16 protein-coding genes are annotated in these 24,071 nt (G+C 64.7%); 6 read left to right on the forward strand and 10 right to left on the reverse strand.

The features are described 5' to 3' along the window. Nucleotides 1–2: 2 nt before the first annotated feature. The gene (gene maiA / locus BLV60_RS08055) at nucleotides 3–641 is read right to left on the reverse strand and encodes a maleylacetoacetate isomerase (protein ID WP_093052646.1); all 639 of its coding nucleotides are present in this window, start codon (nucleotides 639–641) and stop codon (nucleotides 3–5) included. Between the two features lie 23 nt (nucleotides 642–664). Continuing rightward, the gene (locus BLV60_RS08060; protein WP_093052649.1) at nucleotides 665–1,591 is read right to left on the reverse strand and encodes a tetratricopeptide repeat protein; all 927 of its coding nucleotides are present in this window, start codon (nucleotides 1,589–1,591) and stop codon (nucleotides 665–667) included. Between the two features lie 122 nt (nucleotides 1,592–1,713). Between BLV60_RS08060 and BLV60_RS08065 the strand changes: the two genes are divergently transcribed. The 4 genes from BLV60_RS08065 (at nucleotide 1,714) to BLV60_RS08080 (ending at nucleotide 4,140) form a co-directional block, all read left to right on the forward strand. Beyond that, nucleotides 1,714–2,415, forward strand: a complete 702-nt coding sequence (locus tag BLV60_RS08065) for a fumarylacetoacetate hydrolase family protein (protein WP_093052652.1) — start codon at nucleotides 1,714–1,716, stop codon at nucleotides 2,413–2,415. Nucleotides 2,416–2,432: 17 nt separating this feature from the next. Continuing rightward, entirely contained in the window at nucleotides 2,433–2,984 is a 552-nt protein-coding gene (locus BLV60_RS08070; RefSeq protein ID WP_093052657.1) for an NUDIX hydrolase, read from the forward strand. Between the two features lie 17 nt (nucleotides 2,985–3,001). Then, nucleotides 3,002–3,484, forward strand: a complete 483-nt coding sequence (locus tag BLV60_RS08075) for a CreA family protein (protein ID WP_093052660.1) — start codon at nucleotides 3,002–3,004, stop codon at nucleotides 3,482–3,484. Nucleotides 3,485–3,627: 143 nt separating this feature from the next. Beyond that, nucleotides 3,628–4,140 carry a murein hydrolase activator EnvC family protein gene (locus BLV60_RS08080; RefSeq protein WP_093052663.1) on the forward strand — a complete coding sequence of 171 codons (513 nt, stop codon included), beginning with the start codon at nucleotides 3,628–3,630 and terminating at the stop codon, nucleotides 4,138–4,140. An 89-nt stretch (nucleotides 4,141–4,229) separates the two neighbouring features. Here the strand turns inward: BLV60_RS08080 and BLV60_RS08085 are convergent, their stop codons facing one another. From BLV60_RS08085 to BLV60_RS08095, 3 genes are all read right to left on the reverse strand, one after another. After that, entirely contained in the window at nucleotides 4,230–6,137 is a 1,908-nt protein-coding gene (locus BLV60_RS08085) for a hypothetical protein (protein WP_093052666.1), read from the reverse strand. A gap of 120 nt (nucleotides 6,138–6,257) precedes the next feature. Further along, a complete protein-coding gene (locus BLV60_RS08090; protein ID WP_093052668.1) occupies nucleotides 6,258–7,886 on the reverse strand; it encodes a phospholipase D family protein in 1,629 nt (542 codons plus the stop codon). 95 nt (nucleotides 7,887–7,981) lie between these two features. Continuing rightward, nucleotides 7,982–8,212 (reverse strand): hypothetical protein, encoded by a 231-nt coding sequence (locus tag BLV60_RS08095; protein ID WP_093053199.1) that lies wholly within the window; start codon nucleotides 8,210–8,212, stop codon nucleotides 7,982–7,984. Nucleotides 8,213–8,382: 170 nt separating this feature from the next. Between BLV60_RS08095 and alkB the strand changes: the two genes are divergently transcribed. Both alkB and BLV60_RS08105 read left to right on the forward strand, forming a co-directional pair. Further along, entirely contained in the window at nucleotides 8,383–9,075 is a 693-nt protein-coding gene (gene alkB, locus BLV60_RS08100; RefSeq protein WP_093052671.1) for a DNA oxidative demethylase AlkB, read from the forward strand. A 5-nt stretch (nucleotides 9,076–9,080) separates the two neighbouring features. After that, nucleotides 9,081–10,913, forward strand: a complete 1,833-nt coding sequence (locus tag BLV60_RS08105; protein WP_093052674.1) for an ABC transporter ATP-binding protein — start codon at nucleotides 9,081–9,083, stop codon at nucleotides 10,911–10,913. Between the two features lie 45 nt (nucleotides 10,914–10,958). Here BLV60_RS08105 and BLV60_RS08110 read toward each other — a convergent pair whose 3' ends face one another. The 5 genes from BLV60_RS08110 to BLV60_RS08125 form a co-directional block, all read right to left on the reverse strand. Next, nucleotides 10,959–11,798 carry a hypothetical protein gene (locus BLV60_RS08110; protein WP_093052677.1) on the reverse strand — a complete coding sequence of 280 codons (840 nt, stop codon included), beginning with the start codon at nucleotides 11,796–11,798 and terminating at the stop codon, nucleotides 10,959–10,961. Between the two features lie 14 nt (nucleotides 11,799–11,812). Continuing rightward, the gene (locus BLV60_RS08115) at nucleotides 11,813–13,528 is read right to left on the reverse strand and encodes a ShlB/FhaC/HecB family hemolysin secretion/activation protein (RefSeq protein WP_093052680.1); all 1,716 of its coding nucleotides are present in this window, start codon (nucleotides 13,526–13,528) and stop codon (nucleotides 11,813–11,815) included. 111 nt (nucleotides 13,529–13,639) lie between these two features. Further along, nucleotides 13,640–14,071 (reverse strand): hypothetical protein, encoded by a 432-nt coding sequence (locus BLV60_RS08120; protein WP_093052683.1) that lies wholly within the window; start codon nucleotides 14,069–14,071, stop codon nucleotides 13,640–13,642. A gap of 76 nt (nucleotides 14,072–14,147) precedes the next feature. After that, nucleotides 14,148–14,537, reverse strand: coding sequence for a hypothetical protein (locus BLV60_RS33985; RefSeq protein ID WP_176928740.1), 390 nt, complete (start codon nucleotides 14,535–14,537; stop codon nucleotides 14,148–14,150). Then, nucleotides 14,507–23,842, reverse strand: a complete 9,336-nt coding sequence (locus BLV60_RS08125; protein WP_093052686.1) for a hemagglutinin repeat-containing protein — start codon at nucleotides 23,840–23,842, stop codon at nucleotides 14,507–14,509. Before BLV60_RS08125 ends, BLV60_RS33985 begins: the two co-directional genes overlap by 31 nt. Between the last annotated feature and the right edge of the window lie 229 nt (nucleotides 23,843–24,071).

Consider the following 24,071-nt stretch of genomic DNA (forward strand, 5'->3'; position numbering starts at 1 on the left):
GCTCAGGCCTCCGCGTCGGGCGCCTGCGAGGGCTGCGCGCGCTGGAAGGCGTCGAGCTCCATGCAGGCCTCGAAGGCGGCCATGGTGCGCGGCAGGCCGCTGAAGTCGCAGTCGAAGCGGCGGCCGTTGAAGATCTGCGGCACCAGGCAGCAGTCGGCCATGGTGGGCGTGTTGCCCCAGCAGTAGATGCCGGCGGGGTACTGCGCAAGCTGGCGTTCGAAGGCCAGCATGCCGTCGCGCACCCAGTGGCGGTACCAGGCGTTCTTGGCCTCGTCGTCGAGCTTCAGGTCTTTCACCAGGTACTTGAGCACGCGCAGGTTGTTGAGCGGGTGGATCTCGCAGGCGATCGACTGCGACAGTGCGCGCACGTGGGCGCGGCCCACCGGGTCGCCCGGCAGCAGCGCCGGCTCGGGGTGCACTTCGTCGAGGTATTCCATGATGGCCATCGATTGCGAGAAGCGCTCGCCCTCGTCTTCGAGCAGCGGCACCAGCCTGTCGGCCGAGATGGCGGAATAAGGACCGGTGCGATGGTCGCCGCGCGCGATGTGCACGGGAACGTAATCGAAATCGAGGCCCTTCAGGTTGAGGGCGATGCGCACGCGGAACGAGGCGGAGGAGCGGAAATAGTTATGCAGCTTCATGATTTCTCAAGCATAGCGCTCCCTCAGGAGCGGGGCGTGGCCGCCAGCACGCAGCGGAAGTCGTGCAGCGTGGCCTTGGGTGATGTGGTGGAGATGGCGTTGCGCCATTCGTCGAGGATGCGACGCGCGGCCGCCTCCTCGCGCGCGGCGATGCCGATGCGCCATGGCCCCAGCGTGCCCGGCTCCTCGCCGGCCGCGTGGTTGTGCTGGCCCTCGCCGAAGGGGCGGCCTTCGGAGCAGGCGCGGCAGAGCATCTGCATGCTGGTGGTCCAGTTCTCGGCGCTGGCGCCGGCGGCCTCGAAGCGCTGGACGAGCGCGTCGATGTCTTCCCTGGTCGCGTCCTCGACGGTGGCCTCGTAGGTGGAATAGTCAGACGGCGCAATCAGTTCGAGCGCGTCGAACACCGGCACCTCGCGGTCGCCGCGCAGTCGGTAGCCGTTGGCCGCGCCGTCGTGCAGCACGAGGTCGCCGTAGCGGTGGCCGCAGTCCGGCGTGGGCACGTTGCGCAGGATGGCGCGGGCCGGATCGATGCGGTCGGCCCACACCACTTCGCTGGCCTCGTCGCCGTGCACGCGAATGGGCGTAAGTCCGATGAAAAGATCGACCGGGCCTTCGCCGTCCGCCACCTCGATGCCGTACTGCCGCCAGGCGCTGCGCGCCGTCGCCCAGTCGCCCAACGCCGTGGCGGCGATGCCCAGGTTCCATATCGCGCCTTCGTTGCGCGGCTCGCATTGCACGGCCCGGGCGTTGGCCTGCAGCGAGGCGGCCCAGTCGCCGCGGTACTTGTGGATGAGGCCGGCGTTGTACCAGGGGGCCGACCAGTACGGATGCACGGCGCTGGCCTGGGCATAGGCTTGCAGCGCGCCGTCCTGGTCGCCCTCCTCGTCGCGTTGGCGGCCGAGTTCGTTGAGGGCGTTGGCTTTGCCGGCTTTGCCGATTCGGATGGGCATGGTCGAAATGAACGGATGCGGGAAGGCACGGGGGAGATAAGAGAGGCGCCTATTGTGAGCCTCCCGCCTCTGGCACACTGCCGGTCTCCCGCTTAGGTTTCGCTGAAAAAGGACACGTCGAAATGGCTTCCGAGTTCGTCTTCGCCCCGCCCGCCACCGTTTCGGTGCCGGTGGCCGGCCAGCCCGCCCGCTTTCCGGTGCACCGCATCTACTGCGTGGGCCGCAACTACGAAGATCACGCCAAGGAAATGGGCTTCACCGGCCGCGAGCCGCCCTTCTTCTTCATGAAGCCGGCCGATGCGCTGGTGGCGGTCGATACGGGCCAGACCGGCACCATGGCCTACCCCACGCTCACGAAGAACCTGCACCACGAGATCGAACTCGTGGTTGCCATCGGCACCGGCGGCAAGAACATTGCGGCCGCCGATGCGCACAAGCACATCTACGGCTACGCGGTCGGCCTCGACATGACGCGCCGCGACCTGCAGAACGACATGAAGAAACAGGGCCGCCCCTGGGACATCGGCAAGAGCTTCGAGCAGAGCGCGCCCATCGGGCCGATCGTGCCCGTGGCGCAGGCCGGCGACGCCGAAAAGGCCGAGATCTCGCTGCAGGTGAACGGCACCGACCGCCAGCGCAGCAATGTGAGCAAGCTGATCTGGAACGTGGCCGAAACCATCGAGCACCTGTCGGCCGCGTGGGAGCTGCAGCCCGGCGACCTGATCTTCACGGGCACGCCCGAAGGCGTGGCCGCCGTGGTGGCAGGCGACACGCTCGTGGGCGAAGTCGCGGGCCTGCCGACGTTGACCGTCAAGGTCGTCTGAAGACGGCGGCCGTTTTCATGCTCCTGCGCGTACCCATCAAGCACTGCAAGAACTGTGGCACCGCGGTGGTCTACCGCGTGCCGGACGACGGCGACACCAAGCAGCGCGCCGTCTGCCCGGCCTGCCACACCATCCACTACGAGAACCCGTTGAACGTGGTCGGCACCATTCCGGTCCTGGGCGACAAGGTGTTGCTGTGCAAGCGCAACATCGAGCCGCGCTGGGGCAAGTGGACGCTGCCGGCTGGCTTCATGGAACTCGAGGAAACCACCGCCCAGGGCGCGGCCCGCGAGACCGACGAAGAGGCCGGCGCCAACTACGTGATGGAGGGACTGTTCTCCGTCATCAGCGTGGTGCGCGTGGGGCAGGTGCACCTGTTCTACCGCGCCCGCCTGCTCGACGACAAGTTCGACCCGGGCCACGAGACCATCGAGGCGAAGCTCTTCACCGAAGAAGAAATCCCCTGGGACGAGATCGCCTTTCGCACCGTGCGCGAAACGCTCGAGCACTACTTCGAGGACCGGCGGCGAGGCAGCTTCGACCGCGTCCACACGATCGACATCGTTTGAAAAAACCGCACACACCCATGACGCTTCGCTCCACCCTGCTTCGCGCCGCGCTCGGCTTCGGGTTCATCCTGGCCGCGACGGCACACGCGGAGACGGTGGGCGACGTCGACACCGCATTCAAGCTCATCGGGCCCGACCACAAGATCGTGATCGAGGCCTACGACGACCCCAAGGTCACTGGCGTTACCTGCTATGTCTCGCGCGCCAAGACCGGCGGGCTGGCCGGTGCCTTCGGCGTGGCCGAGGACAAGTCGGAGGCCTCCATTGCCTGCCGCCAGGTCGGCCCCGTGAGCATCACGCAGCCGCTGCCCAAGCGCGAGGAGGTCTACAGCGAACGGCTGTCGGTACTCTTCAAGCGCCTGCGCGTGGTGCGCATGGTCGATGCAAAGCGCAACACGCTGGTCTACCTCACCTACTCCGACCTGCTGATCGACGGTTCGCCCAAGAACAGCGTGACGGCGGTGCCCATCGACCGCGGTACGCCGATCCCGCTGAAATAGCCTCGGCCGGCCTTCAATGGCCACTTCGCGCCGGGTTGCTCTTCGAGCGCCGACGCATGAGTTTGCTAGCATCTGCCGCTTGGCCCGCCCGGCGAGCCAGACCGCAGGAACCCTCCGCAACGAACCCGTTCCAACAGAGCGCCATGCACCTTCAGACTTTTGTTTTACGTACCGGCGCCGCAGCGTTGCTTGCCGCGAGCCTCGCGGCCTGCTCCACGGTCGACCTCAACACCCCGTGGCCGGCCCCGGCGGTCAAGCCACCACCGGTCCAGCAACGCCCGGCAGCCCTGTTCATCCGCCCCGCAAACGGCGCGACCATCGCCCGCTTCGACGGCGACCGCGTCAAGGGCATCGACATCGCCGGCAACCTAGGCGACCCGGTCGTCGCCTCGGCCGATGGCCGCGTGGTGTACGTGGGCGGCGAACTGCCGGCCTACGGCAACATGGTCATCGTGAAACACAACGAGACCTTCCTTACCGCCTACGCGCACGTGCAGACCATCCTCGTGAAGGAAAACGCGGTGGTGCGCCAGGGCGACAAGATCGCCGAAATGGGCCGCAGCAATGCCGACCGCGTGAAGCTGCGCTTCGAGATCCGCAAGAACGGCACGGCCGTCGACCCCGAGCCGTACCTCAGCGGACGACTGCAGCAGTAGCCTCCGCGCAGCAGCCCGCCTGCTGGCGCCGTACCCATGAAAAAGCCCCCTCGCGGGGGCTTTCGGCTTAGAGGGGTGCCCCCGGGGCCTCAGTTCTGGTCGCGAAGCGCCAGTTCGCGCCAGTTGGTGTCGTACGTGCTGACGTACATGTTCCTGAAGACGACGGAACCCTGCGCCGGCAGATTGAACGTCTTCGAAGCCGTACCCGCAGCCGACGGCGCGACGTCGGCCCGGTCCTCCGCGCCGGCGGAAGGGCCGGACGCCAGGTTCAGGAAGAACTCAGCGGCGAAGCCGGGGTTCAGGTCCGTGGCGCTGACGGCGAAGTCGCTGCCTCCTGCGTAGGACGCGAAGGCTGGCGTGGTCGAGAAGCCCGGGTAAGTTGCGGCTGCCGCCTCCGCCAGCGTCATCGGCCGGCCATGGAAGCGATGCTTGTAGACGATGTCGAAACCACTGAACTTGGCCACCGTCGAGCCGTCGCTTTCGTAGGCCGTGAAGGTGTACTCGGGCGTGGCGGAAATCGCTGCGATCGCGCTGTCGCTCAGGCCGGCGGTCGACAGGCCGCTGCAGTTCGACGTCAGGTAGTAATAGTTGTTGTTGGGGGAGCCCTGGATCGGCCAATCGCCGCCGCCCGAAGGACGCATGTGGCGCAAGCCGCCCACGGGCAGCCCCGGCCCGGTAACGACAACCGAGGCGACGTTGCCGCTGTTGCCGGTGTTCGTGTCCTGGATCGCGAACTGCAGCGAACTGCTCACGCACCCCGTCGCCTTCTCCTTGGTGGCGTGGATGTGCGGGTTGATGTCCAGCACGCGCCCGTCGCCGCGCAGGCGCCACGTGCCGTCCGTGCCCTTGACAATCTGCATGCCCTGGTTGTTGCTGAAGGCGACGCCGTTCTTGTCCTTGTGCGTGAATTCGACAAACGCGCGCGGGCTCGTGTTGTTCGCGTCGATGGTGTAGTTGATCCGCTGGATGACCACGTCCGTGAAGCTCGCGCCCACGAGGCTGGGGTCCGACGCCGCGTCGCCGGCGAACTGCGCCGCGTTCAGGTCGGAGGACCGGAAGCCGTAGGTTCCGGTGGCGGGATTGCTGCCGTCGGTCATGAGGGGCAGCAGTTCGCCCGGCGCGGGCAGTCCGTTCGCGAACTTGCCCACGAAGTCCGACAGCACCTTGCGGATCAGCGTGATGTCGTCCGCCGCGGTACCCATGCCGTCGCCGCTCAGCGGCGTCGTGGAGGTCTCGGCCGCAGCCTTCACGGCCAGGTCGTCGGCAATCTGCTGCTGCGTGACGATGTTGGTGATGGTTGCCACGTTGGTGGCCGGGTCCACGCTCACGCGCAGCACGTCGAGCGCCTTGTCCAGCGCGCTCGAAAGCGGCGTGAAGGCTGTGCGCAGCAGGTCGATGCTCGCATCCACGCCCAGCGCCAGCAGCACCGGCAGCAGCTTGGCCTTCAGGCCGTCGGACTCGGCCTTGAGTTCGTCGGCCGTGAGCGAGGCGAACTCGCCGCCATCGAAATACTGCTCGGCCAGCCGGCCGGCGATGTTGGCCACCACGAGGTCGGTCAGCGGCGTGATGTTGATGGTGCCGTTGGCATCCGCGGCGGTCGCGGCCGAATGGATCACCGTGCGCTCGCCGCCCACCGTGCCTTCGGCGCGAAAGACGAAAGGCGCCGTCATGCCGCTCACGTCGATGTTGTAGTTGCCGTCGACCAGTGCCACGGTCTTGGTGACGCCCTTGGCGTCCTTGACGGTGACGGTACCCACCAGGGGCAGGCCGGAGGCTGCCGTGCCCGAAAACGTAACCGGCGTGGATGCGGCCGGCGGATCGCTGGCCGGCGGGTTGCCGCCGCCCGCGGCCGGGAAGCCGGCGAACCCGCCGCCACCGCCGCCCCCACCCCCGCCGCAGGCTGCGAGCGAGATCAGGAGCGCCACTGCGCATGCGGAACGCGTCGTCTTGAAGAAGAGCGGGCTGAAAGCCTCGGGGGTCGCGAAGTTTGTTTTCATGGATGGTTTTTCAGGTGAAAGGGCAAACAAAAGAATCAACTCGTAACACGAGCGTTGCGATTCTTCTGTGCCCCTCCCTTCCTCACCATCCTCTGTTTTGAGGATGCGGACCCGTGCCGGCTAGAGCAGGCTCTCGGGTACCAGCGGCGCCAGCAGTTCCAGCTTCCAGCGCGACCAGAAATCCGTTTCGGGCTCCTGGTGCAGGATGGTGTCGGCCGCGTCCCCCGAGGCCGGGCTCACCCACTCGATGGCGCCCGTCGGCCCCAGTTGCAGCTGGTAGGCGCCGTCCAGCCGGAGAAAGCCGATCAGGCTGGTGAGCTGCTGAGCAATCTGCGGGCTGAAGATGAAGATGCCGACCTCGGTGTTGTGCAGCATCGAGCGCGGGTCGAAGTTCATCGAGCCGATGAACACGATCTTGCGATCGACCACCGCCGACTTGCCATGCAGCCGCCCGCTGGCCGAGCCGTACATGCCGAAGCGTTTGGTCTGCTCCACCCGCTTGGGGCTCAGCTCGTACAGTTCCACGCCCAGGCGCAGCATTTCGGGGCGGTAGCGGCGGTAGCCGATGTGCACCAGCGACTCATCGGTGGCCGCCAGCGAATTGGTGACGATGGTGTAGGGCACGCCGTTGCCGCGCACGAGGCGGATCGTCTCCATGCCGCCGCGGCCCGGAATCAGGTAGGGCGTGGTCTGCATGACCTCGCTCTCGGCGCCGCGCACGTAGCGCCGCACGTTGTAGAGCACGCTGTCCTTCGACTCGTCGGCGGGCAGGCCACGCGCTTCTTCGGTCGGCCCGAGCGCCTTGGCAGGCGGGTCGGCGTATGCCTCGGCGCGGGCCCACACCAGCTTCAGCGCGCCCGCGTCCAGGTCCTTGGCCAGCGGATTGTTGCCCAGCAGGTCGGTGGAGTCGGGCTCTTCGGGGTGCAGCTGGTCGGGGCCGGTGGTCAGCCGGTCGAAGCGCTCGCGCAGTTGCTGCGGGGTTTCACCGGTGGGCGGCACCAGCGACTCGATGGGGTACACATAAGGGCTGTTCCAGTACATGTCGAACAGCGACGACAGCTTGGGCACCACGGCGCCTGCCACCAGCGTGTCGATGTCGATGAAGTTCGAGCCTCCGTCGCGCAGGAAGTACTCGTTGGCCATGTTGCGCCCGCCCATCACGCCAATGGTGTTGTCCACCACATAGAGCTTGTTGTGCATGCGGCGGTGCACGCGGTCGAAGTCGAGGATCGACCAGGCCCAGCGCGTGCCGAAGCGGCCACGCCCCGCGGGGAACGGGTTGAAGAGCCGTACCTCGACGTTCGGGTGCGAGGCAAAACTGGCGAAGAGCGGGTCGGCGCCGGCGGTGTAAAGGTCGTCCACCAGCAGCCGCACGCGCACGCCGCGGTCGGCCGCGTCGCGCAGGGCGCGCAGCAGGTAGCGGCCGGTCTCGTCGTTCTGCACGAGGTAGTACTGCACGTCGATGGAGCGCTGCGCGCGGCGCGCGAGCTCGATGCGCGCGTGCAGCGAGAACTGCGGCATCGGCAGCAGCCTGAACCCGCTCAGCGGCTCGCCGGGCGGGGCAGCCGCCTTCACGAGGCGGCCGAGCGTGGTGTCCGCGCCGTCATTGATTGCGACGGAGGGTTTGCGCTGCACGTCGACGGGCAGTCCAGCGCAGCCGGCCATGCACAGCGCGACGATGCCGAGCAGCAGCCACGACAGCCACCGGGCGCGCGGTCTGTCAGCAGCCCGACAAGGAGAGTTCGGCATTGGAACGACGAGGCGTGGGTTGAAGCATGGATCGAAAGGCTCGCGGTTTCTACCACGCGCCTGCCGACCTTGCCGTGCCGCCGCACGCGTTCAGTTCAATGCTCGCGAGTCGGCCCCCATTGCCTGACGAAGTGGTCTGCCCGCAGCGTTGCCCGCTCGATCGCCGCGTCCCATGTCAGCTGCTGGGTAATCACCAGGGCGCAGCGCGGAATACCGCGCAGACTCAACTCGCAAATGCCGGCATAGGTGCCGCTCGGCGTGCGCATGAGTTCGAACCAACCCGTCCAGCCTTCTGGAACGCTGAGGGGAAGTCGAGCGCTGTCCATGATGAGCACACCGTATTCCTTTTATTGCGCAGTTTCAAGAATTGAAACCCTAAGCACTACTTATGATTGGGGAGCCGAGGCTAAGTGCAACACCGCCAAACGACATCACCCGAACATGGGAGCTCCGGCGAATTGGGGCCGAGGCGGCTTTTCGGCAAAGATCGAGGGGCATGAACTCAACGACGAGCTCCCGAAACTCCCGTAGCGGCGGATCCGCCACCCTTTCACTGTTCGACGACCCGCCGCGCGAGGCGCTTGAACGGCTCGGCCCCGGCGCCTTCGTGCTGCCCGGTTTCGCCCTGCCCTTCGCCGACGCGCTCCTGCCGGCCATCGAAACGCTGGCGGAACGCGCGCCCTTCCGCCACCTCGTCACACCGGGCGGCTTCACCATGTCCGTCGCGCTGACCAACTGCGGTGCGCTCGGCTGGACCAGCGACCGGCGCGGCTACCGCTACAGCGCCACCGACCCCGATAGCGGCAAGCCCTGGCCCGCCATGCCCGAGCCGTTCACGCGACTGGCGCGCGAGGCAGCCTCGACAGCCGGCTTCGACGGCTTCGCACCCGATGCCTGCCTGGTCAACCGCTACGCGCCGGGCGCGCGGCTGTCGCTGCACCAGGACAAGGACGAGCACGACTACGGCGCGCCCATCGTCTCGGTGTCGCTCGGCGTGCCCGCCGTCTTTCTGTTCGGCGGGCATGCGCGCGGCGACAAGACGGTGCGCGTACCGCTGGTGCACGGCGACGTCGTGGTCTGGGGCGGCGAAGACCGGCTGCGCTACCACGGCGTGCTGCCCCTGAAAGACGAGCCGCACCCTCTGCTGGGCGCGACGCGCATCAACCTCACATTCCGCAAGGCGGGCTGACACGCATGCAGGCCAGCGACAAGACGAACAAGAAGACCGGCCCCGGCAACGCCATCCGCGAGCTCTATGCCGCCCTGTGGCACTTTGCGGAAGGCGCGCGCGGACAGCTGCTGGCGGCCACTGCGCTGCTTGCAGCTTCGCAGCTGATCCGCCTCACGCTGCCGTACCTCGCGGGGCAGGCCATCAACGCACTGCAGCGCGGCGAGCTGAACACAGCCGGCCACTGGATCGCGGCACTGGTCGGGGTGGCCGTTGGCGCATGGGTGCTGCACGGCCCGGGCCGCATTCTCGAACGCAACGTCGGCGTGAAGGTGCGCGAGACACTCGCCGACCAGCTGTACGCACGCATCGCAGCCGCACCTCTCGCCTGGCACGATGACCACCACTCCGGCGAGCTGCAACACCGCGTGCATCAAGCCGGCCGCGCGCTGTCGGACTTCGCGCAAAACCAGTTCATCTGGCTCACCAACGCCGTCAACTTCGTCGGCCCGCTGGTCGCGCTGGCGCTGCTGTCGCGCACCAGCGGCGTGACGGCGCTCGCGGGGTATGTGCTGATCGGCCTCGTCATCGTGCGCATCGACCGCGCGCTGATGAAGCTCGCGCGCGCCGAGAACGATGCCGACCGGCGCTATGTGGCTGTGCTGCTCGACTTCCTGGGCAATGCCTCGACCGTGATCGGCCTGCGCCTCCAGGGCGCTTCGCGGCTGCTGTTGCGGCGACGCATGGCCGCGATCTCGCTGCCGCTGAAGCGCACCGTGGTTCTCAACGAAGGCAAGTGGTTCGCCGTCGACCTCATGGGGCTGGCGCTGACCTGGGGGCTGGTGGTCATCTATGTGTGGCAGGCGCGCGCGCCCGGACAGGCCGTGATGCTGGGCGCGGTGTTCATGATTTATCAATACGCGCAGCAGGCCGCCGGCGTCGTGACTTCGGTCGCAGCCAACTTCAGCTTCTTCGCGCGCATGCACACGGACTACAGCAGCGCCGAGCCGATCTGGCAGGCGCCATCGGGAAACGAAGCGATGGCCACGCCGCCCGAGCAGGTGCCCGAGCGAGAGCGGATAGAGGCCGATGCGCCATGGCGGCAGTTGAGCATCCAGGCGCTGCAATGGCGCTATGCGCCCCGCGGCGCTCCGGCGGAAGAAGAACCCGGGGTTGCCGAACCCGTGCGGAGTGGCCTGCACGACGTAGTGCTGACACTGCGCCGCGGCGAACGCGTCGCATTGGTCGGCCCAAGCGGAGGCGGCAAGAGCACCCTGCTGCGCGTGCTGGCCGGGCTCTACCCGCCCGACGGCGGCACGCTGCTGCTCGACGGTCAGCCCGTCGATTGGGCACAACTGCGCCGGCTCGCCACGCTGATCCCGCAGGAGACAGAACTGTTCGAAGCCAGCGTGCGCGAGAACCTCGCCTTCGGCCAACCGCGCGACGACGCGCTGCTGCAGGCCGCGCTGCACACAAGCACTTTTGACGAAGTGCTGAAGGCGAACCACGGCGATCTCGACACCGCCGTGTCGGAGCGGGGCTTCAATCTTTCAGGTGGGCAGAGACAGCGACTGTGCCTTGCACGCGGCGTGCTCGCGGCGCAAGGCAGCTCACTGCTGCTGCTCGACGAGCCGACCAGTGCGCTGGATGCCAGTACAGAAGCCCGCGTGCTCGGGCGCATCGCCGATGCGTTTCCGGATGCCTGCCTGATCGCGTCGGTCCACCGGCTGAGTTTGCTCGAGCGATTTGACACCGTGGTGCTGATGGAGGCAGGGCATGTGCTTGACCATGGGCCGTGCGAGGAGGTGTTGGCGAGGCAGCCGCTGCTGCGGCGGATGACGACGGCTACCGCCCACTAAACGGAGCACACCTCGAAAACTCGCATGAGTGCGAAGAAGCCTCCGTCACCACAGCCTTGCTTTGGTTTGCACAAGCGTATCGACACACTGCGCCAAAGCCTTGGCGCGTTCCTCGCGAATGCGCTGCCAGTTGTCGGCCCGCCAGGCGGCCCAATCTGCCGGCTCGGAACGATAGGAGCAATTGGCAGGAATTGGCGGAAGGCCGAACCGCAGGCTCGCCAAGGCCAGCCCGGCGCTGAACTGCAGGCGATACAACTCGTCGGTGCCCGACAGATTCTCGTAGACCAGTCGCCACACGCCAGGATTGATCGGTGCATCGGCCTCGGCCGGCAACTGCGCCGCAGACTCCATGTCTTCACGCGTCCATCCGCTTTCGCGACGGCCGCGCTCCAATTCAGCCCACGCCCGGGCTGCATACACGCGGGTGGCGACCTCACCGAGCGCTTCAGGCAAATCCTTCAAGCCCGGGTTGGTGGCCCATGGTTGGCCCACGAGTTCCGGAACCGGGTCACCGACCAGATCATCCTTGGAGAAGCCCTGCACCGTACCGATCACAGGTCTCCCCACGATGGCCGAGGCACCGACGCGAAGCGCCACCTGCGCGGCAACGGCATTGCCCGTGTGATCGCGGCGCACCACTCGCAACGGCTCGAAGTCTTCGGGATAGGACTTGCCACGCAAACGCACCTGCGTTTTGCCCACAGGCACGATGCCATCGGGCGCCGCATAGCTGCTCAGGGCGGGCGCCGAGGCGGCCGCTTCGCCTGGCTGGCTCGCGTTGAGCGGTGGCTGGGTCACGCATGCGGACAACAGGAGCGCGATGCCCAGCCCTGCGAATCGCGTGGCAACAACTTTCGCGCGCGCCTCTTCCTGCGTTGCTCTCACTGAAATTCCCCTAGTTAAAAACTTGCGTTCAGATTGAAGCCGAGCGTCACCTTCGCGGTGCGATATCCCTCGGGCTTGCTGATCGGCGCACCGACGAAGAAGTCGTAGCTCAGCTTGCTCCACTGGCCGCGCACGCCGATGACTGCGCCGGCAAGGCTGCGGCCCAGAAGATCAATCGTCGACCGTCCGCCAACATGGCCGTAGTCCATGCCTGCATACAGCTCCGCCCCGCTCTGCCCCATGGCCCACCCGATGTCGTTGCGGATGAGCCAGCCGCGTTCGCCCATCAGGCTCGTCTCGCCATCGAAGCCGCGCACCGTGTAGCGCCCGCCGATGGCGAAGCGGTCTTGCGGCGTCAACGGCGTGCGGTTCCACTGGGCGCGGATCAGGCCGGAGTAGCGCATCTTCTGCTCGCCGAGCTTGAACGGCGCGTTGAGAGTGACATCGGCCGTGTACAGCTTCAGGCGCGAAGTGCCCTCGCCGAACTCTTCTTCCGGCGCGACGCGTGAACCGAAGCCGCCGGTGCCGCGCTTGTAGGCCAGCGTGCCTTCGAGCGTCGCCTCACCGATGAACTCCTTGTGGTTCAGGCTGAACTCCCAGCCACCGACCACGCGGTGCTGCACCTCGACCTCGGTGTCGTCCACGAAGTTGCGCGACTCGCGGCGCCAGCCCTTGACGGCCACCGTGGTCTTGCGGCTCTGGTCGCGGTAGAGCAGGCGCGAGAGCTTGACCTCGGCGTTGTTGGACTTGCCGGCGTAGACGTAGTCCTGGTTCAGACCGGCCACGCTCTGGTGGTACTGGCTGTTGGAAGCGGTGAAGCCCAGGAGCCAGTAGCCGTAAGGCAGCGAGTAGTGAACGGTCTGGCCTTCGGTGCCCTTGGCCGGGTCGCTGAAGACGTGGTTGTTGATGTTGTGGTTGGCGCTGACGTAGAACAGGTCGTTCAGGCCGAAGGGGTTGTCCAGGGACAGGGTTGTGCCGGACTGATAGCGGCCTGTGGCTTCGGTGCCGCTGTCGTCGAGGCTCAGTGCAATACGCCACTTCTTGGATTGGACGTACTTGACGACGAGGTCGCTGTCGCCGGGCTTGGCGTTGGGCGCGGTCGAGGGCTCGATCTGGATGTCGGCTTCGGCCGTGGGGGCGCGCTTGATGTTCTCCAGGCCCTGCTCGATGTCGCGCAGGTTCAGGAGGTCGCCTGGGCGCGCGGGAATGGCCGTGGCCAGCAAAGCGGAACTGCCGAGCAGCGTGGATGAAGAATCAGGTGTCGTCCGAATGGCCGCGATGCGGCCGGGCACCAGCGAGAGGGTCAGCGTACCGGCAGAGAGATCCTGTGGCGCAGCGAGCACACGGGTGGTGACGTAGCCGCGCGCGATGACGGCCTGCTGCGCGCGCGCGAGGACCACATTGACGCCAGTCGTACCGAGGCAGCGGCCAACTGGCGAATCATTGCCCTCGGGGCCTGACAGATCGGCAACGGCCCATTGGAAGGACTCGGACTGCTCACCGACCAGCAGCACGCGGTCAATGCGGAAGCATGGAGACTCGGTCTCAGGGATGCGTTGCACCGGCGCTGGCGGAGAGGCCTGCGGGCGCTGGTCAACGGTGCGCTCGTTCTGCTCGCGCAAGGCACGTTCGCGCTCTTGTTGGCGCTGTTGCTCGGCAAAGGGTTGTGGAGTGCTGGGGACCTGGGCTTGAGCCCACAGGGGACCGCTCATCAGCACGCCGGCCAGCATGGCACGCGAGTTTGCTCTCAATTTCTCTCCCTCGATTCCTTCTTGTTGCATCGTCGGCGCTGAAGGTCTGCAACTCCAGCTACGAGCGTGAAATGCGCAGCGACCGTCCCGTCAGAACCGACCGGTGTCCTTGGGGTTGTGCACGATCTGGATCAGCACGTCGGGGGTGTAGGACTTGGTGCGGGAGATCTCGGCGATCTCTCCGCCTGCTGCACCGGCAAAGACCAACACGCCTTGTCCCTTGTAGGCAAGGTAGTGGCGCCACCGGTCCGTTCCGTTGTACGTGGGTATCCAGGCCTTACCGGTGTTGTTCACCGTTTCGGCGTTCGGCTTTCCCATGATCTTGATGGCCTCTGCATAGGTCATGCCGGTGCGAAGTTGCGCAATCGCGGTGCCCGGGACCGGTTGGCCGACGACGGTACGCTCTTCGTCTTCTTCAGCCGCTACCAATGCGCGGCGGGTGGGTTCGTACAGCGGCGCTGTTTTGCAGGCTGTGAGCGCCACACACACCAGCGCGAGCGCAAAGATTGTTTGATATTTCAATTTAATTCACCTTCACCATGAATCACAAAAACTCAGCCCCGCCCATTTTCATTATTTGATTTATTCAATTCACCAATCACGCATCCTTCGCCTTCTCCGACTCCTCCTCATGTTTGCGTTTTGCCTTTGTAAAATCCCAAAGAACGGCAAGCCCAGTCAAAGGAGCAAGCACTCCGCTTGAAATCGCCCAAATCACAAATAAAGCAAGCGCCGCCTTGCCTTCAAAGCTGTGAACTATTCCAACAAGAACAAACAACAGGAGAAATACCAATCCATTTCCCACCGCAGCAGATAACGCATAAAAAATTGCGATTTTTGTTCTTCGCCAAGGAATTAATAGGTCAAATTTGAATAAATTGGGCTCAATCCAGAGCGGTATTGCATTGAAATCAAAAGGATATCCGGGAATATTTATGTCAGGTTTCATTTTTAAAATTAGCAGGACTTCCCAGGCGAAGGCTGGCAACCGAGAATTGGAGTATTCCACCAAGAGGTATTGCCATTTACGTTGAGGCCTGATTGCCCCATCTCCCGAACAGGGGTTGCTGCAAACTGCGAACTCAAGTACCAAGTACCAAAATTCCCCAGCGTCGTTGGCACCCACTGATTTGCCAATCCGAAGTAGGCATTCAAGCTGAGTTTGGCGGGGCCTCCGACTGAGCCTCCTAAAAAGGCCATGCCAAGACTGGCTGGTGTCGCTGTGTTGAGATGCGATGCGAACTCAATAGCAGCGCCCATTCCTCCTCCTGCACCTACAGAAGTGAGCCATTTTCCTGTCGTCACACTTGCAACTCCTCCCGTCAGGGGAACCGACTGTGCAGTAACACCCAACCCCATCAATACAGGTACGCCATAAGCCGCCACAAGCGGCGCACCCACGATCAGGCCGACTGCGCCAACTGCATTTCGCCCTTGTTCAGCCTGCGCCTGGTTTGTCGGATTGTTCGGATTCCAGTTCGCTCCGTAAACCAAGCACGTCGTGCTGGCGCAGGGGAAATACTGCGGGTTGTCGGAGTTATTGGATGGCCCATAAGTCATCCCCCGAGTATCGAAGACATAGGGCGAACTCACTCCACCCGTACCCTGGACAATGAAATTCATCAGGTCTCGACTGGGTGCCCCAGGCTGAACCTCGCGCAACGCATACCCATCCTGCACGACTCTCAAACCGAGGTCATAGACCATATCCCCAGACACCGTCCTGGTTGGCGACGGCGAGCCATATGCCTGCCCAGTCGCCGAGTCATAGGACTGCCACATGCTGGCGGGGTCGACAACCTTGCCGGATGCGTCACGCACACCGGACCATCGCAGGGCCTCCGCAATTTGCTCCGGGGTGTACTTGCCACCGGATTGGGCCGCGAGTAGGTACGCATTCACCGTATCGCTCGGATGCAAAACACGATTGTTGGCATCGGTGTTGTAAGCGCCTGCAGCGCCCGCGCTCCCTCCGGCCAGGGCGCCAACCACGGAAGCGAATCCAACGCCCAGCGTGCTCGCCGCAACCCGGGCGGCAGACGGACTCAAGCCCGCACTGATCAATCCCTGCATCATGCTGTCTTGCAAATCGTTCAGCGAGCGGGCTCCGGCAGCGGCGGCCCCTGCGCCAGCAGCACCACCGGCTCCTCCAGCAAGCCCACCGATGACGATATGGGCGGCAACGCGGTATGCCCCGCTCTCACCCCACTTCGCAGCCTCTGCGATCAACGCATCTCGTTCAGAGGAGGGTCCCATGGCATTGGCCTGCCGCATCAGCGTTCGATACTGCTCTTCGGCATAGTCCCCAACGGCGCGCGCGGCCTGCGAGCCGAACTGCGATGTGATCAAGACCTGCGCTTGAACGTCTCGCATGGCACGCTGACGGCTGGTCATCTGCAATGCATTGGTGCCGTCCACGCCCGTCCGGATCGCCGTATTTCCTGCAATGCCCGAAATCCCGCTTCGGGTGGTACTGGACCGATCGATATCGCTGTCGCCGATGCCCGCACCACCGCCGCCCGACGTGCTGATGTTGAAGCTGTAGCCACTGCCCTTGAAAGTGTCCCGGTTCACGAGATCGGTCATCGTCAGGCTGCCGGTGGTGAAGCTGTTCCTTCCTTCATCGACGGCCGAATCCTTGCTGCTGATGGCCGCGCCGACAAGGGTCGTGTTGCCCCGAACGCTGACACCAAAGCCTCCATCGCCCGCAAAGAACCCGCTTTGCTGAGTCGCGCTAGCAAAGTCACCATCGCCGTGCATGTTGTTCGCGCCCACGCTGACGCTGCCTCCGTAGCACGCGTAGATACAGAAGCTCCCGCTGAACCCACCGCCGCTGCTGTCGCTGTGATAGGTGCTTGTGTCCTGAAGCGTTTCGATGCGCAGATTGCCGCCGACTTCGGCTTCAATGCGCTTTCCTGAAACGATGGCCCCTCGGACAGTGGTATCGCCGCCGCTCTTGATGCTAACCTGCTGTCCCGCTTTGACCGTGGTGTTCGTCCATGCACCATCGGTCCCGTTGTCGCGCCCGCTCTGGCTGCCTGCGGCAACTTCGAGTGTGATGCCATTGGTCTCACCGAAGCTCACGCCCACACCGATGCTCGCATTGCTGCTGCGGCTGGTGGAGCTCTCCTTCTTGGTATTGGTGGCCGCCTCGAGCGTGACGTTGTTGTCCGCCGCAAGACTGATGTTCTTCCCGGCGTCGATCTGGCTGCCGCGCACGAGAATATTGGAGTCTCGCCCACCACCGGTGGCGGTGATGGTGACGTTGCCGCCGGCCTGCACGCGTGAGCTGGCCGATGTGTCACTGCTCTGCGTGCGTGTGGATTCACTCGAACTGCTTCCGACGGTCAGCGTCGCGCCCATGCTGACTGCCCCGGTGCCGTTCGGGTTTTGAGTCGCAGCCTGCTGTGCAATGTCCTTGTAGGCGGAATAGCCGCTGAGTCCGATGCTTGCCGCGCCCAGCGCTTTCATCCGGTCATCCTTGGTGTTGCCCATCGCCTCCGTCGTCTCTTCCATGCCCCGGATCATGTCGATCAGCGGCGCCTTGAAGCCCAACGTGATACCGCCTTGAGAAAAACTTTGCGTGCTCTCGCTACGGCTGCTCTCACGTGCTTCGACGATCTGCACGTCGCGCGCCTGAATGTCGATGTTGCCACCGGGGGCGGTCACATCGCTACCCACTTGGCTATAGCGATTTCCGGCAGTGATGGTGACGTTGCCCGAGATGGAGCCAACGGTACTGCTCACGGCCGTGCTCTCGCCGCTCTTGCTGGTGCTTCGCATGTCCTGGTGGCCCCAGGTCCAGCCCGAACTCGCATCAAAGATGCCGCTCATGGAAGTCTCGCTGACAGTCTGGCTGTCTCGGGTTTGCTGCGCAGCTTCGATGGTGACGTTGTTACCGGCCTGGAGTTCCGTTCCCTTGTCGCTGACCACATTCGAGCCGCGGATGCGAATGTCATTGCCAGCATCCAGCACCACCGTCTTGCCGCCCAGGCTGCTACCGATGACACCGGTCGAACCGAAGGTGCCTTGGTCCTTTCGGCTTTCGCTCCCTCCGAAGCCATGCTCACTGGTTTGAAGCCCGGCGTTCAGCGCAGTGCTCGATTGGCCTGCGTCGATATTGATGTTGCGCTTTGCGAGCACCTCCAGCGCCCCGTCCGTGCTGTTGATGGTGCCCGCGCGCACGTTGACATCCCGCTTCGCATTCAGGCTGATGTCGCCACTAACCTCGATGCGGGTGCCTACCTCCTGCGTGCTGGCCTCCGCGCGGTAGTTGCCTGCATCTCGGATCGTGGCATCTTGTCTTGACGTCGCGACGGTGCCGAGGTTGATGTCGCGACCTGCATCGATTTCGGTCGTGCCTTCTTTGCCGCTGTTGGCGATCAGCGCGCCGATCAGGTTGACGTCGCGGCCAGCCGAAGCCACCAGCGTACCCTTTGGATCGCTCACATAGAGACCCGCCACACGATCGACGATGGTCGCGCCGCGCAGACTTGCGGCCCCTGGCGCAATGTCCATTGCCAGTCCACTGCTGCTGGTGGTAGTGCGCACATTGATGTCGCGGCCCGCCTCGATCTTGAGCTGGCTGGCCGCGTCAATCGTGCCCCCGATGTTGTTCAGGTCCGTGCGGGCCGTGAGGTCGAGACTGCCGCCAGAGATGCGCCCGTTCAGGTTCTGGATGTTCTCCGCGGTGATCTTGACGGTGCTCCGCCCGGCGACCGTGCCGCTGTTGACGAGATCGCCATCCATCTTGATGTTGACCTCCTTGCCGGCCAGCAAGGCGCCCGAGCCGTCGATGTCGCCGTTCTTCACGCGCACGTAGACCTGCGGCACCAGCACGCGCTGGGTGCTGCCGTCCGGCAATGTCACGGTTTGCTCCACCAGCCAGACGATGTCACTGGTGAGCTGGGCCATCTGTGCATCCGTGAGGGCAATCCCCGGGCGCAGTCCGTACTGGCGCGCGAAGGTAACCCCAGCGTCCATCAACGCCGCGTACTGCTTCTCGTCGCTGTCATAGCCGTCCAGGTAACGGTAGCCCGTCAATTGCGCCACCTGCTCGCGGACCAGGCGCTGTTCGTAGTAGCCGTCACCCAGGCGCTTGAGGGTGTTGTTGGGGTCCACCCCCAGGTTGTTCAACAGGTAGTCGCTGCTGAGCCAGTTGCGGTAGTTGGCGAAGCGCGGGTCGGTCTCGATCAGGTAGCGACTCGAAGCTTCCGCATGCGTGCGGAACAGGCTGGCCGTGGGCAGGGTCAGGCCTGGCAAGGTCGTACGCACAATCTGCTGTGCGCCGGAGTTGGCCGCCAGCTTGACTTCGATGATCGGAGGGACGATAGGCCCTGTCGCGCCGGTTCCGGGACCGCTGCTGTTGACGCCGCTGGCGCTGGCCACACCCTGGTTGGCGTGACCTGGAGTCAGGATGCCAGTAGACGTGCCGCTGCCGACCACCGTGACATTGCCTTCTTGCCGCGCAGCGGCCAGTGTGACCGTGATGGGGACGGAGGTGTTGTAGGGGGTGACCAGCGTGGGGTCTCCAACTCCAGCCTGGTAGTGCTGCCAGCCCGTGCGGTTCTGCGAACCCGAGACTTCGACGTTCTTGTTCTCGATCGTTCCGCCAGTGACGGTGAGCGCCTTGTTCGCAAGAATCTGGCTCATGTCGTTGGTGCCGCTGCCCACGACGATGTCCATCTTGCCGCCGGCAATGATCCGCGCGGGCGATGAGGTCTGCAGCACCGGCGTGGTGGTCGATTCGGTGTAAACCCAGGCGTAGTAGGAGCGTGCGTAGTTCGCGTAGACGTCCCTGATGAATGCTTCGGTCGCAGCGTCCAGGCGCTTGTGGGCGTCGAGATAGGCCGCCAATTGCACGCTGTCGGTCGGGATGTCCGTCGCCGGAGGTGTCACACCAAAGGTGGCCCAGATCGGATCGGTGCGGGAGTACCAGGCACCCGGCTCCGTGAAATCCTCGCTGAAGTCGATGTTGATCTGACGCGTGCCATGCAGGTCGCTGCTGTTGCGCGGCGGGTTCGTGTAGTAGGCCTTGTACCGGGAGAGCGGGTAGCTGGCAGAGGGCACGAGGATGCCGGAGAACTGGCCAGCAATAGGTCCCTCGGTACGGCTGCCGAAACTCGGCCACAGCACACCCATCATGCGCTCGAAGTCGACCGAAGGCCCCTGCACTGTCACGAAAACCAGTTGATCCGAGGCATAGCGCGTCGCACTTCCAGGCAGGGCGTATTCAGTGATCTGATCGCTCGCCTTGCCGCTTTGCATCGTCCAGGTCACGCCACCGTTGGTGTTGTTCAGGAAGGAAGTCTTGATATCGATGTTCTGAGACGCCTCGATGGTTGCGGCGTAGTTGTTCACCGTGCCGGCCGAACCGCTGGCCTTGCCGGCCACGAGCGTGCCGCCGATGGCGAGATCGCCGTCGCTGAAAATGAGCGCGCCATCCCGATTGTTCAGATTGGTAACGCCCAGATCCAGTCGCTGGCGCGCGGCAATGGTGCCCGCGGAAGCCACGCCACCCACCGTCTCGGCATCGTTGTTGAGCGTGACGACGCCTATCGAGATCTGGTCGCCGTAGATGCGGCCGGTGCCCCGATTGTTCAGCGTCCCAGCGTTGATGCTGGTGGTCTTGCCATCGATCACGCCACGGTTGGTGACCGTACCCGAGGCGTTCAGGGTCGTTGTCTTGCCCTGGATGTCGCCGGTCGCAGTGTTGTCGATGTCCTTGGCCGAGAGCGTCAGTTCGTTGCCGGCGGCCAGCTTGCCGTTGTTGGTGATGTCGCCGGTGGTCGAGAGCGTGAGGTTGTTGTTGGCGACGGTCTGGCTGCCAGCCGCGAAGGTGATGTCCTGGTTGACGGTGAGATCCATGTCGCCCAGCGACAGCAGCTTGCCGTCCCAGGTGACCGCGCCCGCATCAAGGACAACGTTCTTGCCGCCGACCAGGGTGCCGCCGCTGTTGAGCACTGACAGGGTCTTGGGTGCGCCCGGGTCTCTGACAGTGAGCGTGTCGCCAGCAGAGACCAGACCGAAGGAGTTGTCGATTTGCGCGGTGCTGGTCAGCGCGACGTTGTCATCTGCACGGATCGCGCCGGACTTGTTGAAGATGGACGCCGACGTGATGCTGACGCTCTTGCCTTCGATGCCCTGTTCCGCGCCCTGGGTGTCGGTGTTGGTAACACTGCCGGAATTGAGAGCGGTGGTGGCTGCCGAGCGGATCAGGCCACCAGCATTGGTGATGCTGCCAGCCTCGATGCCCAGGTTGCCCACAGCCAGCGTCTTGCCGCCGCTGTTGTCGTAGTTCGCGCCGTTGGTGTTGATGGCGACCGTGGACTGGCCGAGCACTTCGCCGCCGCCCTTGTTGGTGAAGCCCTGGATCTTGGCGTCCAGCGCATTCTTCGCGCCGATGAAACCGGCCGTATTGTTCACCGCGCCCGCCTTCAACGTCAGCGTATCTGCGCTGGTGATGCCACCTTGCTTCGAGCTGTGACTGGCTGCGTTGGTGTTGGTCAGCGCCGCGCCCTTCGTGTCGATGGTCATCGCGCCGCCGGACTGGATCAGGCCCGCGTCGTTCACGAGCGCACCCGTGTTCAGATCAAGCGTGGTGGCCGCGGCCAGGGTGCCTCGGGTGTTGTCGAGCGAGCCACTGTGCGCATCGACAGAGAGGCTGTTGCCGCTGACTTTGCCGTCGGTGTTGTCGAGACCGTCGTTCGTGAGCTTGACCATGCCGGAGGCCAGCATGCTGCCCGCCTTGTTCGTCGTGGCACCGATGGTCGTGACGCGCAGATCGCCCTTCACGGAGGCCAGCGTACCGGACGAATTGTCCAGGCTTGCAGCGTCGATGATGGTTGCGCCATCGGCAGCCACCGTACCTTCGGTGTTCGACAACGCCTTGGCGGCCGTGATGCTCAAGGTGCCGGGGGTAACAACCTTGGCGTGACTCGTGGTCACGTTGCCCAGCGTGGAGGTGACGGCGATGTTCGCGGCGCTGGTCTGGCTGCCCGAGAGATCCACGCTCGCACCCTGCAGCGTGGCGTTGCCGGCAGCGATATTGGTTCCGTTTGCGATCAAGGCATTGGCGGTGGTCACACGCAGATCGCCGACGGCGCCGACCGTGCCGTCGTTCTGGATGCCCGCGCCGAACACGCCCGCCGTGCTGCCAAGCACGCTGCCGCCCGTGATTGTGGTGTTGTGGCCTGCCGTGATGCTGCCGCTGCCGTCGTTGGTCAGTTCGCCGTCGACGGCAACATGGACATCGTTTGCGCCGCGCAGGCTGCCGCTGTTGGCGAGCGAACCAGCCTGGATGCCAAGGTCCGTGGCCGCGTTGATGCTGCCGCCGGTGCCGTTCACCAGTTGGTTGACCACCGCGAGCTGCACGCCGGCCTGTACCGACTGGATGCTGCCCTTGGTGCTCTCGAGCGATCCGGTGTTGAGTGTCAGGCCCCGATTGGAAGCCAGGGTGCCGCTGTTGTTGATGGTCGCTCCGGCCACGCTGGCGGTCAGCGCGCCCGTCGCCACGATCGTGCCTCGTGTGTTCTCGGCCTTGCCTCCCACTGCGAGATTGGCATCGGTGGCGCTTGCCAGCAAGCCGTCGGTGTTGATCAGATCACTGCTGGTGGCGATGTTCAGGCTGCCTGCATTGAGCTTGCCTCCGGTGTTGTCGAAGCTGCCGACATTGGCACTGAAGCCGTTGGAGACATTCAGCGTGCCGCCCTGATTGGAGAAGATCGGCTGGTTGACCGTCATGCTGGCGACGCTCAGGGTGCCGCCGTTGTTCTTGATGTTCGCGCTCTGCAGATCGATGGGGCCTCCTGCATAGATGCGGCCGCCGTCGTCGTTGCGAATGGTCCCGGCGGCAGTGATGGTGCCAGGCGATGGCGGCACGTACGGTGCAGGCGTGATGGTGCTGCCAGACTCAGCGCCGCTGCCCGTGCTCGTCGCACTGCCGCCGGCGCCTCCACCTGCTCCAGTGCTGCTTCCGGTATTGGTGCCGGTCCCCGCCCCCCCGTCGGGCTGCGACGTTGCTTGCGCCACAGGCTCCAGGCCAATGGTGCCGCCGTTCGTGTTGCTCAACGCCGGTGCGCTCAGTGCGAGTCCGGTGGCGCTGGTCTGGCGGATCAAGCCGGTGCGGTTGTCGATATCGCCGCCTGCGCTGGCCAGTTCGACGCGCGCACCTTCGAGCGTGCCGCCCACCCCATTGAGCGAATTGGTCAAGCTGTCTTGCGTGGCGATTTTCAGGTTGCCGCCGCTGCTGATGCGACCGCTGTTGGCAAGCCCCGTTGCTGCGAGGTTCGCATCGGCCGTGCCCTGGATCGTTCCGATGTTCTCGAGACGTCCGGCGCTGGTGACCACGAGTTGGCCTGCGCCCGCCAATGCGGTCGCGCCGGGTGTGGCCTGGATCGTCCCAGCGTTTCGGACGCCGAGGCCGGCCTCTGTGCCAATCAAAACGATTTTTCCGGCATACATGCCTCCGAGTGCGGCCACGTCCAACGCAAATGCGGGAGCAGCACCAGTGCCCGCTGTCGGTGTAACTTGGCTGTGATCGGCACTAATCTCGTTCGCACCAGTCACCACCTTGAGCTCACTCGCCCAGATACCAGCATTGACCTGCACCGCACGCGCCAGAATGGCCGCATAGTCGGTCTTGCTCGCATCGAGCCCCGCACCATCGATGGTGACGGTGCCGCCACGAACCAAGAAGCTGTCGAGCCCCCCGATCGCATTGAACTGCGGCGTGCCCGTGGTGAGCGTAGCCCGCGAGGCGTTGATGAAACCGCCTCCGTCCACGCTGATGCCGGCCGGGTTCGCAATGATCACTTCGGCGCGCTGGCCACCCACTTCGATGTACCCGCGAAGCTGGCTCGGCGAGCCGCCGTTGATTTCGTTCAGGATGATGCGCGCCGGCCCCGTTGCGAGGTAAGGATTGCCTTGAACGAACCCGCCCAGTTGGGTCTGCACGTTCACCCGGCTGTTGTTCAGGATCGCGCCGTTCGCGCCCACATTGAACTGGTTGTAGACGTTGCGCGAAACGCCTGCGGCCGAAGGAGTCTGGATGTTGACCAGCGGCACGCCGTTGGGCGCCAGCAGCACCGTCGGGCGAAGATTGCCCGGCACATTGGGCGCGCCGACGATCTGTGCATGTGCCGACGTTGCCATCAGCACGCCGGCGATGGCCATGGCGCCCGCTGCGGTCGTCGCCTTGCTCGCACCCTTGCCGGTACTGGTGGCCGTCTCCTGGACCACCATACGCATACCTCTGGCCGCATTGAAAACAACGCGGTGCAAGTGCCGATTCATGTTTAGCGCTCCCTCAAATCTTTGTTAATCCGCAACACATTTGTGTCCAGACACGCGTTGCAGGGGCGCGATTATGGGATAGCGTTACATCTCAGCAAGGCATTTAGTCACGCTTTGTAAGATTACGTCGAAGGTTTTTCGGGCGATGTAATGCATATGAATTACTTGGCTGCGCCGCCACCGCATGCCGGTGAAATTGCGCCCGGATGCCCGGCGTTTGCCCCGCCTT

It is taken from the genome of Variovorax sp. YR634 (genome assembly GCF_900106655.1).
Taxonomy (GTDB): Bacteria; Pseudomonadota; Gammaproteobacteria; order Burkholderiales; family Burkholderiaceae_C; genus Variovorax.

Coding starts and splice junctions, on each gene's coding strand:
- BLV60_RS08125 (WP_093052686.1), bottom strand. CDS start 23,842: ATGAATCGGCACTTGCACCGCGTTGTTTTCAATGCGGCCAGAGGTATG.
- BLV60_RS08115 (WP_093052680.1), bottom strand. CDS start 13,528: ATGCTGGCCGGCGTGCTGATGAGCGGTCCCCTGTGGGCTCAAGCCCAG.
- BLV60_RS08060 (WP_093052649.1), bottom strand. CDS start 1,591: ATGCCCATCCGAATCGGCAAAGCCGGCAAAGCCAACGCCCTCAACGAA.
- BLV60_RS08085 (WP_093052666.1), bottom strand. CDS start 6,137: ATGAAAACAAACTTCGCGACCCCCGAGGCTTTCAGCCCGCTCTTCTTC.
- BLV60_RS08075 (WP_093052660.1), top strand. CDS start 3,002: ATGACGCTTCGCTCCACCCTGCTTCGCGCCGCGCTCGGCTTCGGGTTC.
- maiA (WP_093052646.1), bottom strand. CDS start 641: ATGAAGCTGCATAACTATTTCCGCTCCTCCGCCTCGTTCCGCGTGCGC.
- BLV60_RS08105 (WP_093052674.1), top strand. CDS start 9,081: ATGCAGGCCAGCGACAAGACGAACAAGAAGACCGGCCCCGGCAACGCC.
- BLV60_RS08070 (WP_093052657.1), top strand. CDS start 2,433: ATGCTCCTGCGCGTACCCATCAAGCACTGCAAGAACTGTGGCACCGCG.
- alkB (WP_093052671.1), top strand. CDS start 8,383: ATGAACTCAACGACGAGCTCCCGAAACTCCCGTAGCGGCGGATCCGCC.
- BLV60_RS08080 (WP_093052663.1), top strand. CDS start 3,628: ATGCACCTTCAGACTTTTGTTTTACGTACCGGCGCCGCAGCGTTGCTT.
- BLV60_RS08065 (WP_093052652.1), top strand. CDS start 1,714: ATGGCTTCCGAGTTCGTCTTCGCCCCGCCCGCCACCGTTTCGGTGCCG.
- BLV60_RS08090 (WP_093052668.1), bottom strand. CDS start 7,886: ATGCCGAACTCTCCTTGTCGGGCTGCTGACAGACCGCGCGCCCGGTGG.
- BLV60_RS08095 (WP_093053199.1), bottom strand. CDS start 8,212: ATGGACAGCGCTCGACTTCCCCTCAGCGTTCCAGAAGGCTGGACGGGT.